This window comes from Flindersiella endophytica (genome assembly GCF_054779015.1).
Genome location: NZ_BAAGYY010000023.1, coordinates 638,924 through 654,535 on the forward strand (window position 1 = coordinate 638,924; position 15,612 = coordinate 654,535).

Annotated in this window: 18 protein-coding genes; 12 read left to right on the top strand and 6 right to left on the bottom strand. The window is 67.6% G+C overall.

Features of this window, described 5'->3' with window-relative positions; all coding sequences use genetic code 11:
• Positions 1 to 93: 93 nt before the first annotated feature.
• Complete coding sequence (locus ACYVF6_RS27300) at positions 94 to 666, bottom strand: GNAT family N-acetyltransferase (RefSeq protein ID WP_460525415.1); 573 nt, start codon at positions 664 to 666, stop codon at positions 94 to 96.
• A 180-nt stretch (positions 667 to 846) separates the two neighbouring features.
• Here ACYVF6_RS27300 and ACYVF6_RS27305 point away from each other — a divergent pair, with 180 nt between their 5' ends.
• Entirely contained in the window at positions 847 to 2,397 is a 1,551-nt protein-coding gene (locus tag ACYVF6_RS27305) for a recombinase family protein (RefSeq protein WP_460525416.1), read from the top strand.
• Positions 2,398 to 2,471: 74 nt separating this feature from the next.
• Here the strand turns inward: ACYVF6_RS27305 and ACYVF6_RS27310 are convergent, their stop codons facing one another.
• The gene (locus ACYVF6_RS27310; RefSeq protein ID WP_460525417.1) at positions 2,472 to 2,729 is read right to left on the bottom strand and encodes a hypothetical protein; all 258 of its coding nucleotides are present in this window, start codon (positions 2,727 to 2,729) and stop codon (positions 2,472 to 2,474) included.
• Positions 2,730 to 2,965: 236 nt separating this feature from the next.
• On the opposite strand from ACYVF6_RS27310, the gene ACYVF6_RS27315 reads away from it, so the two are divergent.
• The 8 genes from ACYVF6_RS27315 (at position 2,966) to ACYVF6_RS27350 (ending at position 10,931) form a co-directional block, all read left to right on the top strand.
• Complete coding sequence (locus ACYVF6_RS27315) at positions 2,966 to 3,178, top strand: GntR family transcriptional regulator (protein ID WP_460525418.1); 213 nt, start codon at positions 2,966 to 2,968, stop codon at positions 3,176 to 3,178.
• 797 nt (positions 3,179 to 3,975) lie between these two features.
• Positions 3,976 to 5,019 (top strand): hypothetical protein, encoded by a 1,044-nt coding sequence (locus ACYVF6_RS27320; RefSeq protein WP_460525419.1) that lies wholly within the window; start codon positions 3,976 to 3,978, stop codon positions 5,017 to 5,019.
• A gap of 204 nt (positions 5,020 to 5,223) precedes the next feature.
• Positions 5,224 to 5,700 carry a hypothetical protein gene (locus ACYVF6_RS27325; protein ID WP_460525420.1) on the top strand — a complete coding sequence of 159 codons (477 nt, stop codon included), beginning with the start codon at positions 5,224 to 5,226 and terminating at the stop codon, positions 5,698 to 5,700.
• Positions 5,700 to 5,882 carry a hypothetical protein gene (locus ACYVF6_RS27330; RefSeq protein WP_460525421.1) on the top strand — a complete coding sequence of 61 codons (183 nt, stop codon included), beginning with the start codon at positions 5,700 to 5,702 and terminating at the stop codon, positions 5,880 to 5,882. Before ACYVF6_RS27325 ends, ACYVF6_RS27330 begins: the two co-directional genes overlap by 1 nt.
• Before the next feature lie 10 nt (positions 5,883 to 5,892).
• Positions 5,893 to 6,582 (top strand): hypothetical protein, encoded by a 690-nt coding sequence (locus ACYVF6_RS27335; RefSeq protein WP_460525422.1) that lies wholly within the window; start codon positions 5,893 to 5,895, stop codon positions 6,580 to 6,582.
• A 28-nt stretch (positions 6,583 to 6,610) separates the two neighbouring features.
• Positions 6,611 to 6,865: a hypothetical protein gene (locus ACYVF6_RS27340; protein ID WP_460525423.1), complete on the top strand. Its 255-nt coding sequence runs from the start codon at positions 6,611 to 6,613 to the stop codon at positions 6,863 to 6,865.
• Positions 6,866 to 7,451: 586 nt separating this feature from the next.
• Positions 7,452 to 7,697: a hypothetical protein gene (locus tag ACYVF6_RS27345; RefSeq protein ID WP_460525424.1), complete on the top strand. Its 246-nt coding sequence runs from the start codon at positions 7,452 to 7,454 to the stop codon at positions 7,695 to 7,697.
• A gap of 408 nt (positions 7,698 to 8,105) precedes the next feature.
• The gene (locus ACYVF6_RS27350) at positions 8,106 to 10,931 is read left to right on the top strand and encodes a phage tail tape measure protein (protein ID WP_460525425.1); all 2,826 of its coding nucleotides are present in this window, start codon (positions 8,106 to 8,108) and stop codon (positions 10,929 to 10,931) included.
• A 101-nt stretch (positions 10,932 to 11,032) separates the two neighbouring features.
• On the opposite strand, the gene ACYVF6_RS27355 is transcribed toward ACYVF6_RS27350, so the two are convergent.
• The 4 genes from ACYVF6_RS27355 to ACYVF6_RS27370 are packed head-to-tail and all read right to left on the bottom strand — an operon-like array spanning position 11,033 to position 12,852.
• A complete protein-coding gene (locus ACYVF6_RS27355) occupies positions 11,033 to 11,344 on the bottom strand; it encodes a hypothetical protein (protein ID WP_460525426.1) in 312 nt (103 codons plus the stop codon).
• Positions 11,341 to 11,634: a hypothetical protein gene (locus ACYVF6_RS27360; protein ID WP_460525427.1), complete on the bottom strand. Its 294-nt coding sequence runs from the start codon at positions 11,632 to 11,634 to the stop codon at positions 11,341 to 11,343. Before ACYVF6_RS27360 ends, ACYVF6_RS27355 begins: the two co-directional genes overlap by 4 nt.
• Positions 11,635 to 11,689: 55 nt before the next feature.
• Complete coding sequence (msrA, locus tag ACYVF6_RS27365) at positions 11,690 to 12,349, bottom strand: peptide-methionine (S)-S-oxide reductase (protein ID WP_460525428.1); 660 nt, start codon at positions 12,347 to 12,349, stop codon at positions 11,690 to 11,692.
• Positions 12,350 to 12,360: 11 nt separating this feature from the next.
• Positions 12,361 to 12,852, bottom strand: a complete 492-nt coding sequence (locus tag ACYVF6_RS27370) for a MarR family winged helix-turn-helix transcriptional regulator (protein WP_460525429.1) — start codon at positions 12,850 to 12,852, stop codon at positions 12,361 to 12,363.
• Between the two features lie 114 nt (positions 12,853 to 12,966).
• Between ACYVF6_RS27370 and ACYVF6_RS27375 the strand changes: the two genes are divergently transcribed.
• From ACYVF6_RS27375 to ACYVF6_RS27385, 3 genes are read left to right on the top strand one after another with little or no spacing between them, the layout of a single operon-like run.
• The gene (locus ACYVF6_RS27375) at positions 12,967 to 13,944 is read left to right on the top strand and encodes a ring-cleaving dioxygenase (protein WP_460525430.1); all 978 of its coding nucleotides are present in this window, start codon (positions 12,967 to 12,969) and stop codon (positions 13,942 to 13,944) included.
• The gene (locus tag ACYVF6_RS27380) at positions 13,941 to 14,564 is read left to right on the top strand and encodes an alpha/beta hydrolase (RefSeq protein WP_460525432.1); all 624 of its coding nucleotides are present in this window, start codon (positions 13,941 to 13,943) and stop codon (positions 14,562 to 14,564) included. Before ACYVF6_RS27375 ends, ACYVF6_RS27380 begins: the two co-directional genes overlap by 4 nt.
• On the top strand, positions 14,561 to 15,601 hold the full coding sequence (locus ACYVF6_RS27385; RefSeq protein ID WP_460525433.1) for a maleylacetate reductase: 1,041 nt from the start codon (positions 14,561 to 14,563) through the stop codon (positions 15,599 to 15,601). The genes ACYVF6_RS27380 and ACYVF6_RS27385 overlap by 4 nt, the downstream gene beginning before the upstream one ends.
• Positions 15,602 to 15,612: the final 11 nt, after the last annotated feature.

Sequence of the window (15,612 nt, forward strand, 5' to 3'; positions counted from 1 at the left end):
GTACTCCCCTGGGCTGGTGTGGCAACTTGTGTAGAAGTTAGCAACTACTTTCCATCTTGGCAAGTAGTTGTCAGCCGGAGAGTTGTTGCTGCGTCAGCGCAGGGATCGGGCCAACAGTGGATGGTCCAGCCGCTCCTGTACGTCCCGCCAAGCTGCTGCGACCTCGGGCTTGGCCTCCAGCTCGGCCGGGTCGGGATAGAAGCCGAAGTCGAGGTAGACCTTGAGCGCCCACGTGCGTCCGGCGGAGGTGCCCAGCATGGCGCTGGAGTGGCTCCGGGCGAGCCGCTGCATCGCCCGGGTCATCATCGGCTTGGTGAGGCCGCGCCGCTGGTGGTCCGGATGCACCACGACCCAGTGGATGCGCCCGCGTTCGGTCGGGCTGTGCCGATCGCGTTCCCACCACGCCGTGATGCTCGCCGCCGGCTCTCCGTCCACCGTCTCGACAAAGAACATCCGATCCGTAAGTGCGTCGCGGTCCGCACCGAACTCCCGCACGAACAGCGCAGGCGTCACCTCGACGTACGGCTCGGCGGCCAGCTGCAACTCCGTCCAGGTGACGTCATCGCCCTCCCGATACAAGCGGAAGCGATAACCGGCCGGCAACTCATGCAGCGGAAACCCGGCAACATCGTCCCGAACCATCAGCACACTCGCGTTCGTCGACATCCCGCCACTCTTCCACAGCGCCCGCCCGATCCGCGGCCCCGGAAACCTGGCCACCCTCCAACGACGGCGCCCCGATCCGGCGCCGCGCCATGATCAGCTCGGCTGCACTCCCAGCCCGATGGGGCAGCTCACGCCAGTGCCGCCGAGGCCGCAGTAGCCGTTCGGGACTTTGTAGAGGTATTGCTGACAGTAGCACAGTCGACGCGTAGTAGGCTAGCGGGCATGGCCAGCAAAGATGCAACCCGCAGGGTGGCGCTGTACGCACGCCTGAGCGTCACGACAGAGGAGTCTGTCTCGATTGAGCGTCAGCTCGACGCCTGCCGCAAGTATGCGGACGCGCGCGGCTGGACGGTAGCTGTCGAGGCCGTAGACGACGGCGTGAGCGCCACCAAGAACAAGCCGGAGGACCGGGCAGGCTGGCGTGCCCTGCTCGACTCCGGCGAGCGGTTCGAGGCCGTGATCGTGTGGAAGGTCGATCGGCTCGCACGGCGCGTCCTGGACTTCCTCCATGCCGACGAGGCTCTCCGCGACCGCGGCGCGGGCCTGGTGGCGGTCGAGGACCCCATCGACATGACGACGGCGCAGGGTCGGGCGTTCGCGACCATGCTCGCGGTGTTCGCCGAGCTGGAGGCCGCCGCGATCTCTGCTCGAGTGAAGGCCGCTCGGCGCGCGATCCTGGCGGCCGGTCGCCGAGCTGGAGGCCGTCCGCCGTTTGGCTTCATCAACGTTCCGAACCCTGACGGGCCGGGCATGGTGCTCGCGCACGACCCGGAGCGGATCGACGACACACGCGAGCTGGTCCGGCGTGCGTTCACTCGTGAGAGCGTGTACGGGCTTGCGCGATGGTTCGAAGAGTCCGGCGTGCAGCCTCGCGAGCGAAGCGGCCGGAAGTCCGACACGCACTGGCATGAGGCATCCATAGAGGCGATTCTGCGGGCTCCGGCGCTGGCGGGCATGACGACGTACACGCCGAGTCGTAAGCCCGGTGAGAAGGTCCTCACGGACGTCCTGCGAGGCGCTGACGGGTTACCAGTCATTGACGAGTCGATCGCGATCATCACACCCGCCGAGCGTCGCGACCTGTTGGCGATTCTCGACGAAGCGAAGCGGCCGGGTACGCGGCAGAAGGCCGGCGCCGAGCCGGCGTTGCTGTATGGGCTCGCGCGGTGTGCGACGTGTGGACGGTTGCTGTACCGCCACACGTCCGGCGGGTACCTCCAGTACAGGTGCCCCGGTGTCCAGAAGCGCAACGAGTGCGCATCTCCGGCGGGCATCAACCGCGGAGCGCTGGAGAAGCATGTTGTCGCCGAGTTCCTCCGGGCGGTCGGCGGCTTCGAGGTCGTCGAGCTAGAGCCCGTCGAGGGTGACGACCCGGCGCCCGGGCTGACCGAGATCGAGCATGCGATCTCCGAGACGACCGCCCGTATGGCCGACGATGACGCAGACGTGCCGGCGCTGGCTGAGAGGCTGGCGGCACTGAAGGACGCCAGGTCTAAGGCTCGAGCGGTCGAGACGTCGGCACCCGCCGTACGGGCTCACAGGACCGGCGAGACGTTCGCGGCGGCGTGGGAGAGGACCGAGGACGTCGAGGAGCACCGCGGGCTGCTCATGACGGGCCTGGAAGCCGTCGAGGTGGCGCCGAGCCGCACCCGGAACGGCCGCGAGCCGATCGAGGAGCGCGTCAACGTAGTCTGGCGAGAGGGCGGCGTCGAGGACTACGACACGCCCTGACCATCCAAGCCCCGCACAGCAGAAGCGCCCGGCTCCACGGTGGGGGTCGGGCGCTGTTCGCGTCTGGCGGGCTGTCATGCGCGTTCGGCTGCCTCCTCGCGGATCAGCTCGACGACGCGTACACCGCTGGCGACGGGCGACACGGGCGCGTTGTGCCCTTCGATAGCCCACGTGACCTCACCGCGTCGGTTCCCTCGAGCCCAGATCACCCAGGCCCCGCCGACTCGGAAGTACACGCCGACATGAGTCGTGTGGTCGCCTACACCCGCCACGCCGGGGATCTCGGCGGCTGTGATGGCCTGCCGTAGCTCGTCGAGCTGAACCTCGCCCATTCCCTCTGTCCTCTCCTCGCTGGTTGGCGCGGGGCCGGACGAACGATCGACAGGGGCAAGCGCCTTCGTCCGCCCGGTCCCGCTGAGCGCAGTCTAGTTGGCCTTGTCTGCCTTGTCTAAGACAAGGCTCTAGAGACGGACAAGCGTCCTGTTTGGGACATCCGGCTAGGTTGCCTTGCATGGCTCGTGAGATCCCGGATATGGCTGCATCTGCGCAGGTAGATCACACTGCGGTGTTGTCTGTCTACCTCCAGTTGACAGGGATCCTGCGTGCCCGCATCCGCCGTGGCGACTGGCCTGTCGGCGAGCTGATGGCGTCCGAACTGGCGCTCAGCCAGGAGTACGGCGTCGCGCGCGAGACGGCCCGGAGAGCTGTCCGGCTGCTCGCCGAGCACGGATACACGCGGACCGCGCCGCAGCGTGGCACGTATGTGTTGCGGGACGACTGACGCCGGACGCACGCCGGCTGGAGCGCCGAGCGGAGCGGCCTTGCCCGAGGTGATGTTTTTCTGTGAAAGGGACCGTGTAACTGCCCTCTCCTACTAGACGTAACTCATCATCATCTATACAAAGAACAGGAGAGGGACGCTAAACGCGCCCTCTCACAGAAAAACATCACCTGCCCAGGTCAGCGCCCCGCACGGCGCCGCTCGGCGGCAGTGCCTAGGGGGCACGCCGGCCCGACTCTCGCGGCCACGTGACAGGCTTTGCCAGGTCTTTACCGTAGCGACTCGTCACGCTCCGCCATACTCCCTGGTCGCGCTGAGCGCACTGACCCTCTTTTAAGGAAAGGGCAAAAGACGCTGTTCGCGTGAGCAGCCTCGCCGTGGCTGGCCCTCTATCTGAGCGACGATGAACGCTGCGGCGTCGCTCCGTTAGCGATGGTCGAAGGGAGACCCCATGCTGACAATCAGATCTCGAGCTTGTGACGCATGCGGCGCCCCGCTCGCCACAGACGCCGACCCGCGCAGGCTCACGTGCTCCGGCCGATGCCGGCACGCGCGATATCGGCGGCGTGTCCAAGCGATGCGCACCGAGCTTTACGAGCTGCGGCGCCAGTTGCGCCAAGCCGCGTAAGCGGCCCACGAGTCCCGTGCGAGGGAACCGCCGGGTCTCCTCACGTCGCACCATGATGCCGAGCTGGTCCCTCGGCTAGAGCGGCATGGGGAGGCCCGGCTACTTAAAACCCTTCGTGCGTTAGCACCTGACCATGCGCCAGACACCACTTGAGGACGTGTGCACGACCATGCACACGCCAACCTTCGCACGGAACGAGACGACGACGATGACCCCCGAGGACCACTTCGCCCGGCTAAGCGACGCAGGACCCTGGCAGCCCGCCAAGCCTGACCGGCCCGTCATGTACCGGCTCGACGACGACGGCGCCGGCTTGACCGTAGAACTTCCCGGACCACGCGTGCTTGCTCGCCTCGCCGTGAACGCCTTGTCCTATGAGGTTCTGCGGCGCAACGGCAGTGCCTACACGCGGCCACGCGGCACCGACACCGCGCCCGCGCAGATCGGCCTTGACGCACTCGCGCGGGACCTTCGCGCCTGGCTCTCAGCCCTGCCAGACAGACCGGATGCCAAGCGACCGTACAAAGACACTCGCGCGCTCCTCGCGGCAGCCCACCCAGACACCGTGCGGGCGTACCTGTCCGACGTGGCCCGGTACGTACGCGGCTCCGCGCCGACGTGGCGGAAGCCGCCCGTCGTGCGCGAGGTGATGACCGCGGAGCAGAAGCGCGCCAGGCACCGCGACTACATGCGCAAGGCGCGTGCGGCGGAGCGTGCGGCGTGCGACTCTACGCTCGAGGTCCACGCCGCGGCGTGGGTGCTGGCGGCGAGGGAGCTACACCCTGGAGCGGCTGTCAAGTCCACGCTGCTTCACCAGTGGTACGTCAAGGCGTTCACCGACGAGGAAAACGGAAGCCCTCTCCTGCTTGGCAGATCGGCGTTCCACCGTATCGCCAGGGCCTGTGCGCTGTGCCGGCGGCGGAGCGGTGGGGCGACCTACCTGTTCCCGGCTACCGTTTCCGCGCGCTCCAAGCTCGAGCGTCGTGCGGAGGCCGGGCGGATCGTAGAAGACTTGCTACAAAGAGAAAACCGATCCGATCAGAAGGAAGCAACCGTGTTCAGCGAAACCGAGTTGATGGAACGCACAGCCGACAAGCTCGCCGAGAAGCTGCTCGCCCGCATGGACGCTAGGCAGCGGCCCGTCCCACTCCAGGCAACAGGGACGCACGACGCGAGCGTAGTCTCGCTGCCCGACCGGCGCGCACGCCGGTAAACAGGCTCCCGACCGCGACCTGAGAGCCCGCGGTCGGGTTAGACCGCGCCACGCCCCTCCTTGCGTGGCGCGCATCAGGGGATGGTGAGCCCGGATCGTCTCGTTGCGGCGGCGATCCGGGTGCCACCCTGCCCGACATCCCTTGTTTTCAACGCCGTTAGCATGCCCGGCGTACTTTGGCGTGCCACGATCCCGAGGGATCTCATGGACAACAACTCAACCCTGCCGAGCCCGCCGTCCGAGTCAAAGCTGTGTACGCACTGCGAGACGACGAAGCCGCGGAGCGCCTTCCGGATGAAGATGCGTTGGGACCGGCGTGAAGAGAAGCTTCGCCCTGCGTGGGCGTCGCGGTGCGGGGACTGCGAGTCGCCGCGGCCCGGCACGAACGCGCCCCAGTCTGTCGGTCTCGGCGAGCGCATCGCGAAGCAGCTAGGCGGCAAGCCGCTACCTATGCTGCTGGTCGCAGAGCCGATCGAGGAGGCAGGCCGCCGGATGCGGGCGAACGGCACTTGGCCGGCGCACCTACCGGTGCCTATCGATATCCGCGTCGCCCATGCGATCGAGCCCGGCGGCGTCCGCCGCGGCACGGCCGAGACTCGCGATCAGGCGGCGAAGTTCCAGCGCGCGGAGGCGCGCCGGCAGGAGCCCGCCGGTCGAAGCTCGAAGAACCGGAGACGCTGATGGCTGACGACGACTGCGGCACCGATCCGCACGGCCCGCACCGCTTCACCCGCGAGGACGGCTCGACGGCTTACTGTCCGGGCTTCGGCGCACTCAGCGCTGACGCCTCCGAGCTGACGCGGTTTGTCGAGCAGCGCGGAGAAGAGCCGAACATCACCTACATCATTCCCCGTACCCGATAGGAGCCCGCACATGTACCCCGAGAACGGCAACGAGCAACGCTTCGAAGATGCTAACGCTGAGCTGGCACCGGTCTTCGAACGCGCTGCTGAGTTCGCCCGCACCGTCAACTCTGGAACGCCGATCGACGGCATCCCGCCGCTGGACATCGCCTCGCCTATCCGCGTGGCCCAGCAGGCACGGAACGCGGCGGAGGACCTGCTGGCGGATGACCGGCTGTACCCCGAGGGCCGCAAGCGCCTCGCCGAGGAGGCTGTTGCGAAGGGCGCGGAGACCGTCGAGTCTCTGCTCGCGCAGACTGAGGCACAGCTACAGGTCCGCGACGCGGCCCTGTACGCGCGGGCACTGCCTCAGCTTGACCCTGCGCAGGAAGCGTCGGCCCGCGACGATCTACGGCTCGCGCTTGAGCTGGCGGGCGACGACAAACAGAGCGTACTGCGGGGACTGGCGCGCAGGGACGACGCTCTTGGTGCCTTGGTGGTTGGACGGACCGGCGAACTGGTCAGCAAGAGCCTCAGTCTTGAGGCCGACTTCCACGCATCTCTCCGGAGCGAAGCGATAAACGCCGGACTTGACAGTCCGACAAGGCGCGAGGCTGTGCAGCGGTACAAAGCCAGCAAGCAAGCCGGCGAGCAGGCTCTCATTACGGCAAGGTTCCTCGTCGGCCGGATGCTCGATCGAGAGAGCCTCATCAATGGGTAGCCCGTCAGGCCCATCCGAGTACCTCGCCGTGGCACTGTGGCGCGATCTGGACGACCGTATCGCTCTGCTCCCGCTCGCCGTCCGAGAGAAGGTCTTCGAGGTGGTTGAGAGCCTCCTGGTGGCCGACGATGAGCAGCGGGATTACCTTCACGGACTGCTATGCGCGATCGCGCTGGAGCCGCCCGTCGTTCACCAGGTCAGTACAAGGACTTGCCTGATGGCACTGTCCGATCTGGCAGTGGAAGTGCAGCGCTGGTACGCCGAGCACCCGGCAGGGCAATAGCCCGCACCCTGCCAGGCCAGTACACCGGGATGTGCTGGTCTGGCAGGGGCGCACTCCACCCCCACCCCACTACCCCTCGCCCCTGCTGCCCTGTCAGCGTGGCGCACAGCCACGCACAGAGGCATCGCAGCCTTGGGCGCATAGGGGCATCTACACGCACGCCGGGTCCAGTCCTCTGCCGCAATGGCATGGGCACTACACACCTACTCGCCTGTACACATCGCGCTGTGCAACACAGCATGCGAGTGTGCACGCATATGAGCACGCAAGGTGCTCGGGTGTCATGGACCACCACCAACTACAGCACGGCAGGGCAAGACAGCCACACGGTGTGGTGCTCGTGGTCGGCGTGCTTGGGCTGTGTGCTCGAGCACAGCGCACACGGAGCGCGTACGCACGCGGCGACTTGTACGTGTGTGCGCTCACGCTCGCCTCAGCATGCAAGCCATCTTTGAGGTCGGCGCGCCTACCGGGTGGGGGAGTACCCCCATACCCGCAGGTCAGAACACCGCCGGTGAGGGGTCAGAGGGGTCTGTCAAGTTCAAAGACTCTCGGCCAGGTTCATAGATCGGAAGACTCCAGACATATGGACGAGCTGTTTCGGCTCATCGGCCTAGCGCGGGGCGCAGGCATGAGCGTTGGTGCCAGCGACCGCGGGGACATCGTGCTACGTGACCGTCGCGATGAGACTGATCTGCTGCGCATCGCGGCGGACGCGGGCTGGTCGGTTACCGGATCATCGCTCCATCACCCACGTGTCGCCATGCACGTGGACGTTGTGTGGCGCGGCGACGACCTCGAACGCACGCGCACGTACTACACCCATATTTAGGCGGTGTGGGGCTTACACCTTGAGAATCGTCAGCACGCTCTCGAGGTCCTCTGACCGTGCGGGGCAGGCGTAGCGGAAGTCGACGCGGATCTGAAGCGGCCGAGCGACTGCAGCGCGCTGGCATCAACGTCCCATTGGCGCGTGACATCTACCGCGCCAGCTAGCGGCAGACTTGCGCCGCACGTAGCCGCAAGCCCTCGAGCCGAAGCCGCAAGCTAGCAAGTACTTCCACGGCAGATCTGCCGACCATACCCCGCCCCGCACTCCTGCGGCGCGGGGATCTTTGCGTTCGCCACAAGGCGAAACCGTGCCCGTTCCCGCGCTCTGCGACGCCGGGCCAAGGAGAGAACATGACCACAATCCCCCCGGCGGTGCCCCGTGGCTAACCGGACCGTTGCTGTAAACCTGTTGGCGAAGGTCGCCGGCTTCGTCGCGGGCATGCGGACGGCTTCGAAGTCGGCCGCGGATTTCAGCAACAAGCTGCTCGACGGGGCGAACAAGCATTCAGACAAGCTGAACACACTGTCCAACACGGCGGGCGTGTTCGGCCTGGCGCTGGTCGGTGCGGCGGCGGCGGCTGTGAAGTCGTTTGCCGACTTCGACGCGGGCATGTCGAAGGTTCAGGCGGCGACGCACGCTAGTGCGGCGGACATGGATCTGTTGCGCGGCGCGGCGCTGAAGGCCGGCAAGGAAACTGCCTTCTCGGCGACGGAAGCCGCCGCGGCGATCGAGGAGCTGGCCAAGGCGGGCGTCTCGACGGCGGACATTCTCGGTGGCGGGCTTGACGGCGCGCTGTCTCTGGCCGCGGCCGGCGAGATGGAGGTCGCGGAAGCTGCGGAGACTGCGGCAACCGCGCTGGTCCAGTTCAAGCTGAAAGGCGCGGACATCCCGCACGTGGCGGACCTACTCGCCGCAGGCGCCGGCAAGGCGCAGGGCTCGGTGCAGGACCTCGCGATGGCTTTGAAGCAGGGCGGCTTGGTGGCTGCCCAGGCGGGCTTGTCGATTGACGAGACCGTGGGCACAATGTCGGCGTTCGCGTCGGCCGGCCTGCTCGGCTCGGATGCCGGCACGTCGTTCAAGACAATGCTGCTGGCGCTGATGAATCCCAGCAAGGAAGCCGCGGACCTGATGGCCGATCTGGGCATCACGGCTTACGACGCCAACGGTTCGTTCGTCGGTATGTCCGACCTCGCTCAACAGCTCAAGGTGCGTCTCGGTGGGCTTGGTGAGGAGCAGCGTAACGCGGCGCTGGCGACCATCTTCGGTTCGGACGCTATCCGCGCGGCAAGTGTGCTGTACCAGCAGGGCGGCAAGGGTATCCAGGACTGGACTGGCAAGGTTAACGACGCCGGCTACGCCGCGGAGACCGCCGCGCTGAAGACCGACAACCTCAAGGGTGACCTGGAGAGGCTCGGCGGGTCGATCGAGACTGCGTTGATCGAGGGCGGCGAGGGCGCGAACACCGCGGCGAGGGACATCGTGCAATCGCTGACGGCGATCGTCGACGCGTTCATTGAGTTGCCGAACGCTGCGCAGCAGACAGTGCTGATGGGCACGATCTTCCTGGGCTCTGCTGGCCTGGTCGCTGCCGGTGCTATCAAGGGCGTTACTGCCCTCGCTGAGTTCCGGGCGGCCCTTACCGGGTTGGGCATCGCCGGCCGCACGGCTGTGCTGGGCATGGGTGCGCTGGGCGTGGTGCTCGGCGCAGGCGCGTACATCGTGTCGAAGTACGCCCAGGAGAACGCCGACGCGGCGAGCCGGGTCGAGGAACTGACCGCGACGTTGGACCAACAGACCGGCGCTGTCACCGAGAACACGCGCGCGTTGGCGTTGAAGCGTCTTCGTGACGCCGGCCTGATCGACGACGCGGAGCGGCTCGGCATCAGCCTGAATGATCTGGTCGATGCACAGCTCGGCAACGCCGACGCATGGGAGCGTGTCAACACGGCTCTGACGGCGGCGGAGACGGGCACAGACCGCGTGACCGGCGCACTGCTGTCTCAGGGCAGCCCGTTGGATCAGGCGACGGGCGGTGTCAAGGGTCTGGACGACGCGTGGGCCGCCGCGGGCGAGACCGGTACGGCGACCGCTGACACGGTGGGCCGGTTCCGGGACGTGTGGAGCAGCACGAAGGGCGAGCTTGCCACGGCCCGTAAGGAGATCGAGCAGAACTCGGCCGCCGGGGTCGAGAACGCTGGCGCAACGGGCGGCATGACGGACGCGGTGCAGATGTCCGAGAAGGCGTTCAAGGATCAGGCGGACGCGGTGTCTCCGGCGGCGGAGATGCTCGGCACCATGGACAACCGTGCCAAGGCGCTTCGTGAAAGCCTGGACATCCTGAACGGCACGCTGTCTTCCCAAGCGGCCCAGTCCAACTACGAACAGTCGATCGACGCCGTTACCGAGCGCCTGGCCGCGTACCGCGAGGAGGTCAAGAACGGAGACGCCGCTACCAAGGGGATGAAGGGCGCTTTCGACCTTGGGTCGCAGGCTGGCCGTGACAATGCCGCGGTGCTTCGCGACGTGTGGGAGCGTGCCGGCGAGGTCGCTGAGCAGACGATGCGTCTGACCGGCAATCAGGAGGACGCAAACAAGGTCATGACGGCCGGCCGCGCGCAACTGGTCGACATGGCCACGAAGTTCTTGGGGTCGAAGGAAGCGGCGGAGACGTACGTTACCGAGATCCTCGGCATCCCGAAGGGCGTGTCGACGACGGTTACGGCGCCGGGCCTGCAAAGCGCGCTGGACAAGGCTCGTTTGCTGTACGGCAAGGTCACTGAGCTTGACGGCAAGATTGTGCGCTCGTACGTCAACATCTACCACACGGACTTCTACTCCTCCATCCGGGACACGAATCCCAAGCGGGGTGGGCAGAAGTCGCCGGGCAAGGCGCAAGCAGCCGGCGGGCCGACGTCTACTGACCGCGTGACTCTGGTCGGCGAGGAAGGCCCAGAGCTGGTGCGGTTCGGCCAGCGGGGTTGGGTTTCTACGGCGGCGCAAACGGCGTCGATCATGTCGGGCCTCGCCGCAGGCGACAACCCGTGGACGGGGCACGGCGGCAAGCCGTTCCAGCGGATGCCAATGACGGCGCACGCGGGCGGCTCGAGCACTGAGCCTGGAGTCGTCAACAACCACCACACGTTCAACATGAAGCGGATCGACCTGAACGAGCGGACGTTCCAACGTGCGCAGCGCGTCGCGCAGGTCCGTGAACGCGTAGGTAGGCAACGCTAGACGGATCGTCAAGCAGTCAACAAGAAACCCCCTCGGCCCATGCTCGGGTCGAGGGGGTTTTCTGCGTTCGGCGGTCGGCCGTGCTCACGCCGGACGAAGTCCTACGCGGCGACGGGCAGGACCTCCGACAGCATGCGGACAGGGATCTCGAACTCGTCCGCGATGATGGCCTCCGGTACGAGCGCCTGCGGGTTGTCGTCGATCAACACCACTAGGTCACTGGCGAGTACGGCGTCAATGTCGTCCGACAGCGCACGCATCATCCGCTTGCCAAGCGTCGCCATGCCGCGCGTGGGCGTCGCCGTCACGGCGTGTGCTCCAAGGTCGCGAAGCCAGGCGGCAGCCTCACGGGCCTGCTCGGCGTAGGCGTGCGTCGACGCGACGTACACGCGCCTTCCGTTGACGTCGATCATCGGTCGCCCGCTTCCCGAGGCTCGTTGCCGCTGATCATCGGGTTGGGTGTGGCGACGCCGGCCAGCTCGACGTACCAGCGGCCGTCGCGGTAGTCGATCGTGCGGTTCGGGTCGCACGCACGGAGCGTGCTGTCCTCTGTCTGCGAGCAGATGCCCGTGTCGCCGCGATCGGCGAGCGTCCAGCCGGCGACGCCGAGCCCGACCGCGGCGAGCAGGCAGGCGAGAGCGGTTGCGATGACGAGCTGTGCTTGCCGGCGTTCGTGCGCCGCGCGGGTGTGTTGGTGCTGCACGGTGGTGCCTCTCGGAGCTAGGCGGAACGCTCCGAGCGACTACCGCCGGAACGACCTAGCCCGGATAGGGCACCCCTGTGGAGGTTTCGCACGAGTACCCATGTACGCGTCGAGCTAGGTACTGCTGGTGATAATCCTCTGCGTAGTAGAACTCGCCCAGCGGTGCGATCTCCGTCGAGATCTCGCCGTAGCCGGCTTCCTTCAGCGTCGCGCCGTAGGTTGCCTTCGACTGGGTGGCGGCCTCGGCCTGTGTGGCGCTCGTGGTGTAGATCGCGGAGCGGTACTGGGTGCCGATGTCGTTGCCCTGGCGGTAGCCCTGTGTCGGGTCGTGGGATTCCCAGAAGACCTTCAGCAGTTGTTCGTACGTCACCTTCGACGGGTCGAAGACGACGCGGACGGCCTCGGTGTGTCCGGTTTGACCGGTGCAGACCTCTTCGTACGTCGGGTTCGGCGTGTGCCCGCCCGCGTAGCCCACCGCGGTGGACCAGACGCCGGACGTCTGCCAGAACGCGCGCTCGGCGCCCCAGAAGCAGCCCAGCCCGAACACCGCGACCTCGAGCCCTTCCGGCACCGGCCCCTCGAGCGGCGTGCCCAGCGTCGCATGCACCGTCCCGATCGAGAACGGTCGCGACGCGCGGCCCGCCAGTGCCTGCTCGGCCGACGGCATGCTCAGCTTCGAACGGAACATCTTGATCTTCTCCCGGATCGTTCGCACGTCTTCAAACGCTAGGTGAGGGTTGGGGATCCGACCGGCTCGGCTGCCTTACCGTTCGGTGACGGCTCCGCGTTCGCGGCGCGCAGGGCACGCATCGACTCGCCCAAGGCCTCAGCGGTCTCAACACCGAGCGGGGCCAGAACGTTCCGCCGCAGGTAGTCCGCGGTGATCCGGCGCGCCAGTTCGGCCGACTCGACGCCTTGGCTGGTCAGCTGGATGTTCGTCACCCTCCGGTCCAGTTCGGACGGTACGCGCCGGATCAGGCCGATGTCCTCCATCCGGTCGGCCACCTTGGTGAACCCACCGCTGGTCAGCGCCGCTTCGTGAGCCAGCCGGCGCATGGGCAACGCCCCTTCGGGCGAACGGAGGAGCCGGAGTACGACGTCGAAGTGCGCCGGGAGCAGGCCGCACCGCTCTTCGATCTCCTTGAGCAGGCCGTTCTGCGTCGCGACGAAGCCTTCGATCACGAGGCCCCAGAGCGTCACCACATCGTCATCCCTCACAGGGACGACCTTAGCGCGCCTGACTCTTACGAGGAAGACTCTTGCTGGAATATATCTTGCGCGGAAGATATTTCCTCGCTTAGAGTTTCCACAGACGGCCTGAGGAGGCACCCGATGACCATCGCGACCAGTGGGCTGCACCACGTCACCGCGATCGGCGGCAACCCGCAGCAGAACGTCGACTTCTACCTCCGCACGCTGGGGCTGCGCCTGGTCAAGACGACCGTCAACTTCGACGACCCCGGCACCTATCACCTCTATTACGGCGACGACTCCGGCCGCCCCGGTACGTTGCTGACGTTCTTCCCCTGGCGCGACGTCCCGCCGGGCCGGCGCGGCAACGGCCAGGCGACGCAGACCTCGTTCTCCGTTCCGGAGAAGTCGCTCGGCTGGTGGAAGGACCACCTCGGCAAGCTCGGCATCCAGGCCAGCCGCGTGCAGACGCGCGACCAGGAAGAGGCGCTGAGCTTCCGCGACCCCGACGGTCTGGCGATCGCGCTGATCGCCCACCCGCAAGGCGACCCGCGCGACCCGTGGGACAACGGCTCCGTCCCCGCCGAGCACGCGATCCGCGGCCTGCACTCCGTCACGCTGTCGGTCGACCAGGAGGGCGCGACCGCCGGGCTGCTGACCGACGACCTCGGCCTGCACTTCGACTCCCAGGAGGAGAACCGGATCCGCTTCGCCGCCGGCGAGGGCGGCCCGGGCTCGCTGGTCGACGTACTCGTGACGCCGAAGGCCCCGCGCGGGCTCGTCGCCGGCGGCACGGTCCACCACGTCGCCTGGCGCGTGCCCGACGAAGCTACGCAGGTCGCCTGGCGCGAGGAGCTGGTGAGCCGCGGCGTCCGGGTCACCGACATCCTCGACCGGCAGTACTTCCGTTCGATCTACTTCCGCGAGCCCGGCGGCACGCTGCTGGAGATCGCGACCGACAACCCCGGCTTCAACATCGACGAGCCGCTGCTCGAACTCGGCTGCCACCTGAAGCTGCCGCCCTGGCTGGAGCCGAGCCGCGAGCAGATCGAGGCGACGCTGCCGAAGCTGCGGCTGCCGGACGAGAACAACCCAGGCGTCGGCGGGCCGGCCGTATGACCGGCACGTTGGGGCTCGAGCATCGGTTCACTCCCGGCGACCCGGACCTGCCGGTGCTGTTACTGCTGCACGGCACCGGCGGCACACCGGATGATCTGGTGCCGCTGGTGCAGTACCTCAGCCCGGGAAGCGCCGTCCTCGCGCCGGCCGGGCCGGTGTCGGAGAACGGCATGGCGCGCTGGTTTCGCCGTTTGGCGGAAGGCGTTTTCGACTTCGACGACGTGATCGCGCGGACGCACCAGTTGGCCGACTTCGTACTGGAGGCCGGCGAGGAATACGGCCTGAGCGAACGGCGGATGGTCGCGGTCGGCTTCTCCAACGGCGCGAACATCGCGGCCGCGACCTTGCTGCTGAGGCCGGACGCGCTGCGCGAGGGCGCGCTGTTCGCGTCGATGCTGCCGCTGCCGGAGATCCCGCCGGTCGACCTGAGCCGGGACCGGATCTTCCTGTCGAACGGCACACGCGATCCGATGGCGCCGATCTCGTCGACGGACAAGCTGATCGCGGCGCTGCGTGAGCGCGACGCCGACGTCGAAACCCACCGCCACGACGGCGGCCACCAGGTCACGATCGACGGCGTGCAGGCCGCGGCGGCCTGGCTTTCGAAGGGCGGCGAGTGAGCTCGTCGCCGCGGATGATCTTCGGCTCCGGCACCCTTTCGTCACTGCGGGCGGAGGTGGAACGCGTGGGCCGCGCGCGCGTACTCGTCCTGTCCGGGCCGGCGCTGCTGGGCGCGGCGGAGCGGGTCCGCGAGCTCCTCGGCCCATACGCGGTGGCCTCGTTCGGGGACGCGGCGATGCACACGCCGGTGGAGGTGACCGCGCGGGCGCTGGACCTGCTGCACGCCAACGCCGCCGACTGCCTGCTCGCGGTCGGCGGCGGCTCCACGATCGGGCTGAGCAAGGCACTGGCGCTGCGCACGGAGCTGCCTCAGATCGTCGTACCGACAACGTACGCCGGCTCCGAGCTGACGCCGATCCTCGGCCAGACCTCGAACGGCGTCAAGTCCACGTTGCGTTCCGACGTTGTACTGCCTCGAACCGTTGTGTACGACGTGGATCTGACGCTCGGGCTTCCGGTGGCCTTGTCCGTCGTGAGCGCCGGCAATGCTTTGGCCCACGCGGTCGAGGCCTTGTACGCACCCGATACGACCGATCGGACGAGCCGGCCGGCCCGTACCGCCATTGCGGCGATCGCCCGGGCGCTGCCCGTGGTGGCCTCCAACCCCCGCGATGTGGCCGCGCGCACCGCTCTCCTCTCCGCCGCCCGGGACGCAGGCGCCTGCCTGGGCGCGGTGCGGATGGGCCTGCACCACAAGCTCTGCCACGTCCTGGGCGGCTCGTTCGGCCTGCCTCATGCGGAAACCCACACTGTCGTCCTGCCACACGTGATCGCCTACAACGCTCCGGCCGTCCCGGAGCCGATGCGCGAGATCGCGCTTGCGCTCGGCGCATCGTCGGCCGCTGCAGGCGTCTACGACCTGACCAGCTCGCTGGGCGCGCCAACGTCACTGCGCGATCTCGGCCTCTCCGAAGCCGACGTTCCAGCAGCCGCCCAGCTGGCCACGGAAGGCGAATACCCCAACCCTCGCCACCCGACGGCCGCCGACCTCGAGCAACTGCTCCACCACGCCTGGCTCGGCACCCGCCCAGCCTGATGTCGCTCTCC

Bases quoted from the DNA above. Each gene is read 5' to 3' on its own strand.
- ACYVF6_RS27320 (WP_460525419.1), top strand. From the start codon at position 3,976: ATGCACACGCCAACCTTCGCACGGAACGAGACGACGACGATGACCCCC.
- ACYVF6_RS27355 (WP_460525426.1), bottom strand. From the start codon at position 11,344: ATGATCGACGTCAACGGAAGGCGCGTGTACGTCGCGTCGACGCACGCC.
- ACYVF6_RS27335 (WP_460525422.1), top strand. From the start codon at position 5,893: ATGTACCCCGAGAACGGCAACGAGCAACGCTTCGAAGATGCTAACGCT.
- ACYVF6_RS27345 (WP_460525424.1), top strand. From the start codon at position 7,452: ATGGACGAGCTGTTTCGGCTCATCGGCCTAGCGCGGGGCGCAGGCATG.
- ACYVF6_RS27310 (WP_460525417.1), bottom strand. From the start codon at position 2,729: ATGGGCGAGGTTCAGCTCGACGAGCTACGGCAGGCCATCACAGCCGCC.
- ACYVF6_RS27380 (WP_460525432.1), top strand. From the start codon at position 13,941: ATGACCGGCACGTTGGGGCTCGAGCATCGGTTCACTCCCGGCGACCCG.
- ACYVF6_RS27375 (WP_460525430.1), top strand. From the start codon at position 12,967: ATGACCATCGCGACCAGTGGGCTGCACCACGTCACCGCGATCGGCGGC.
- ACYVF6_RS27330 (WP_460525421.1), top strand. From the start codon at position 5,700: ATGGCTGACGACGACTGCGGCACCGATCCGCACGGCCCGCACCGCTTC.
- ACYVF6_RS27300 (WP_460525415.1), bottom strand. From the start codon at position 666: ATGTCGACGAACGCGAGTGTGCTGATGGTTCGGGACGATGTTGCCGGG.
- ACYVF6_RS27325 (WP_460525420.1), top strand. From the start codon at position 5,224: ATGGACAACAACTCAACCCTGCCGAGCCCGCCGTCCGAGTCAAAGCTG.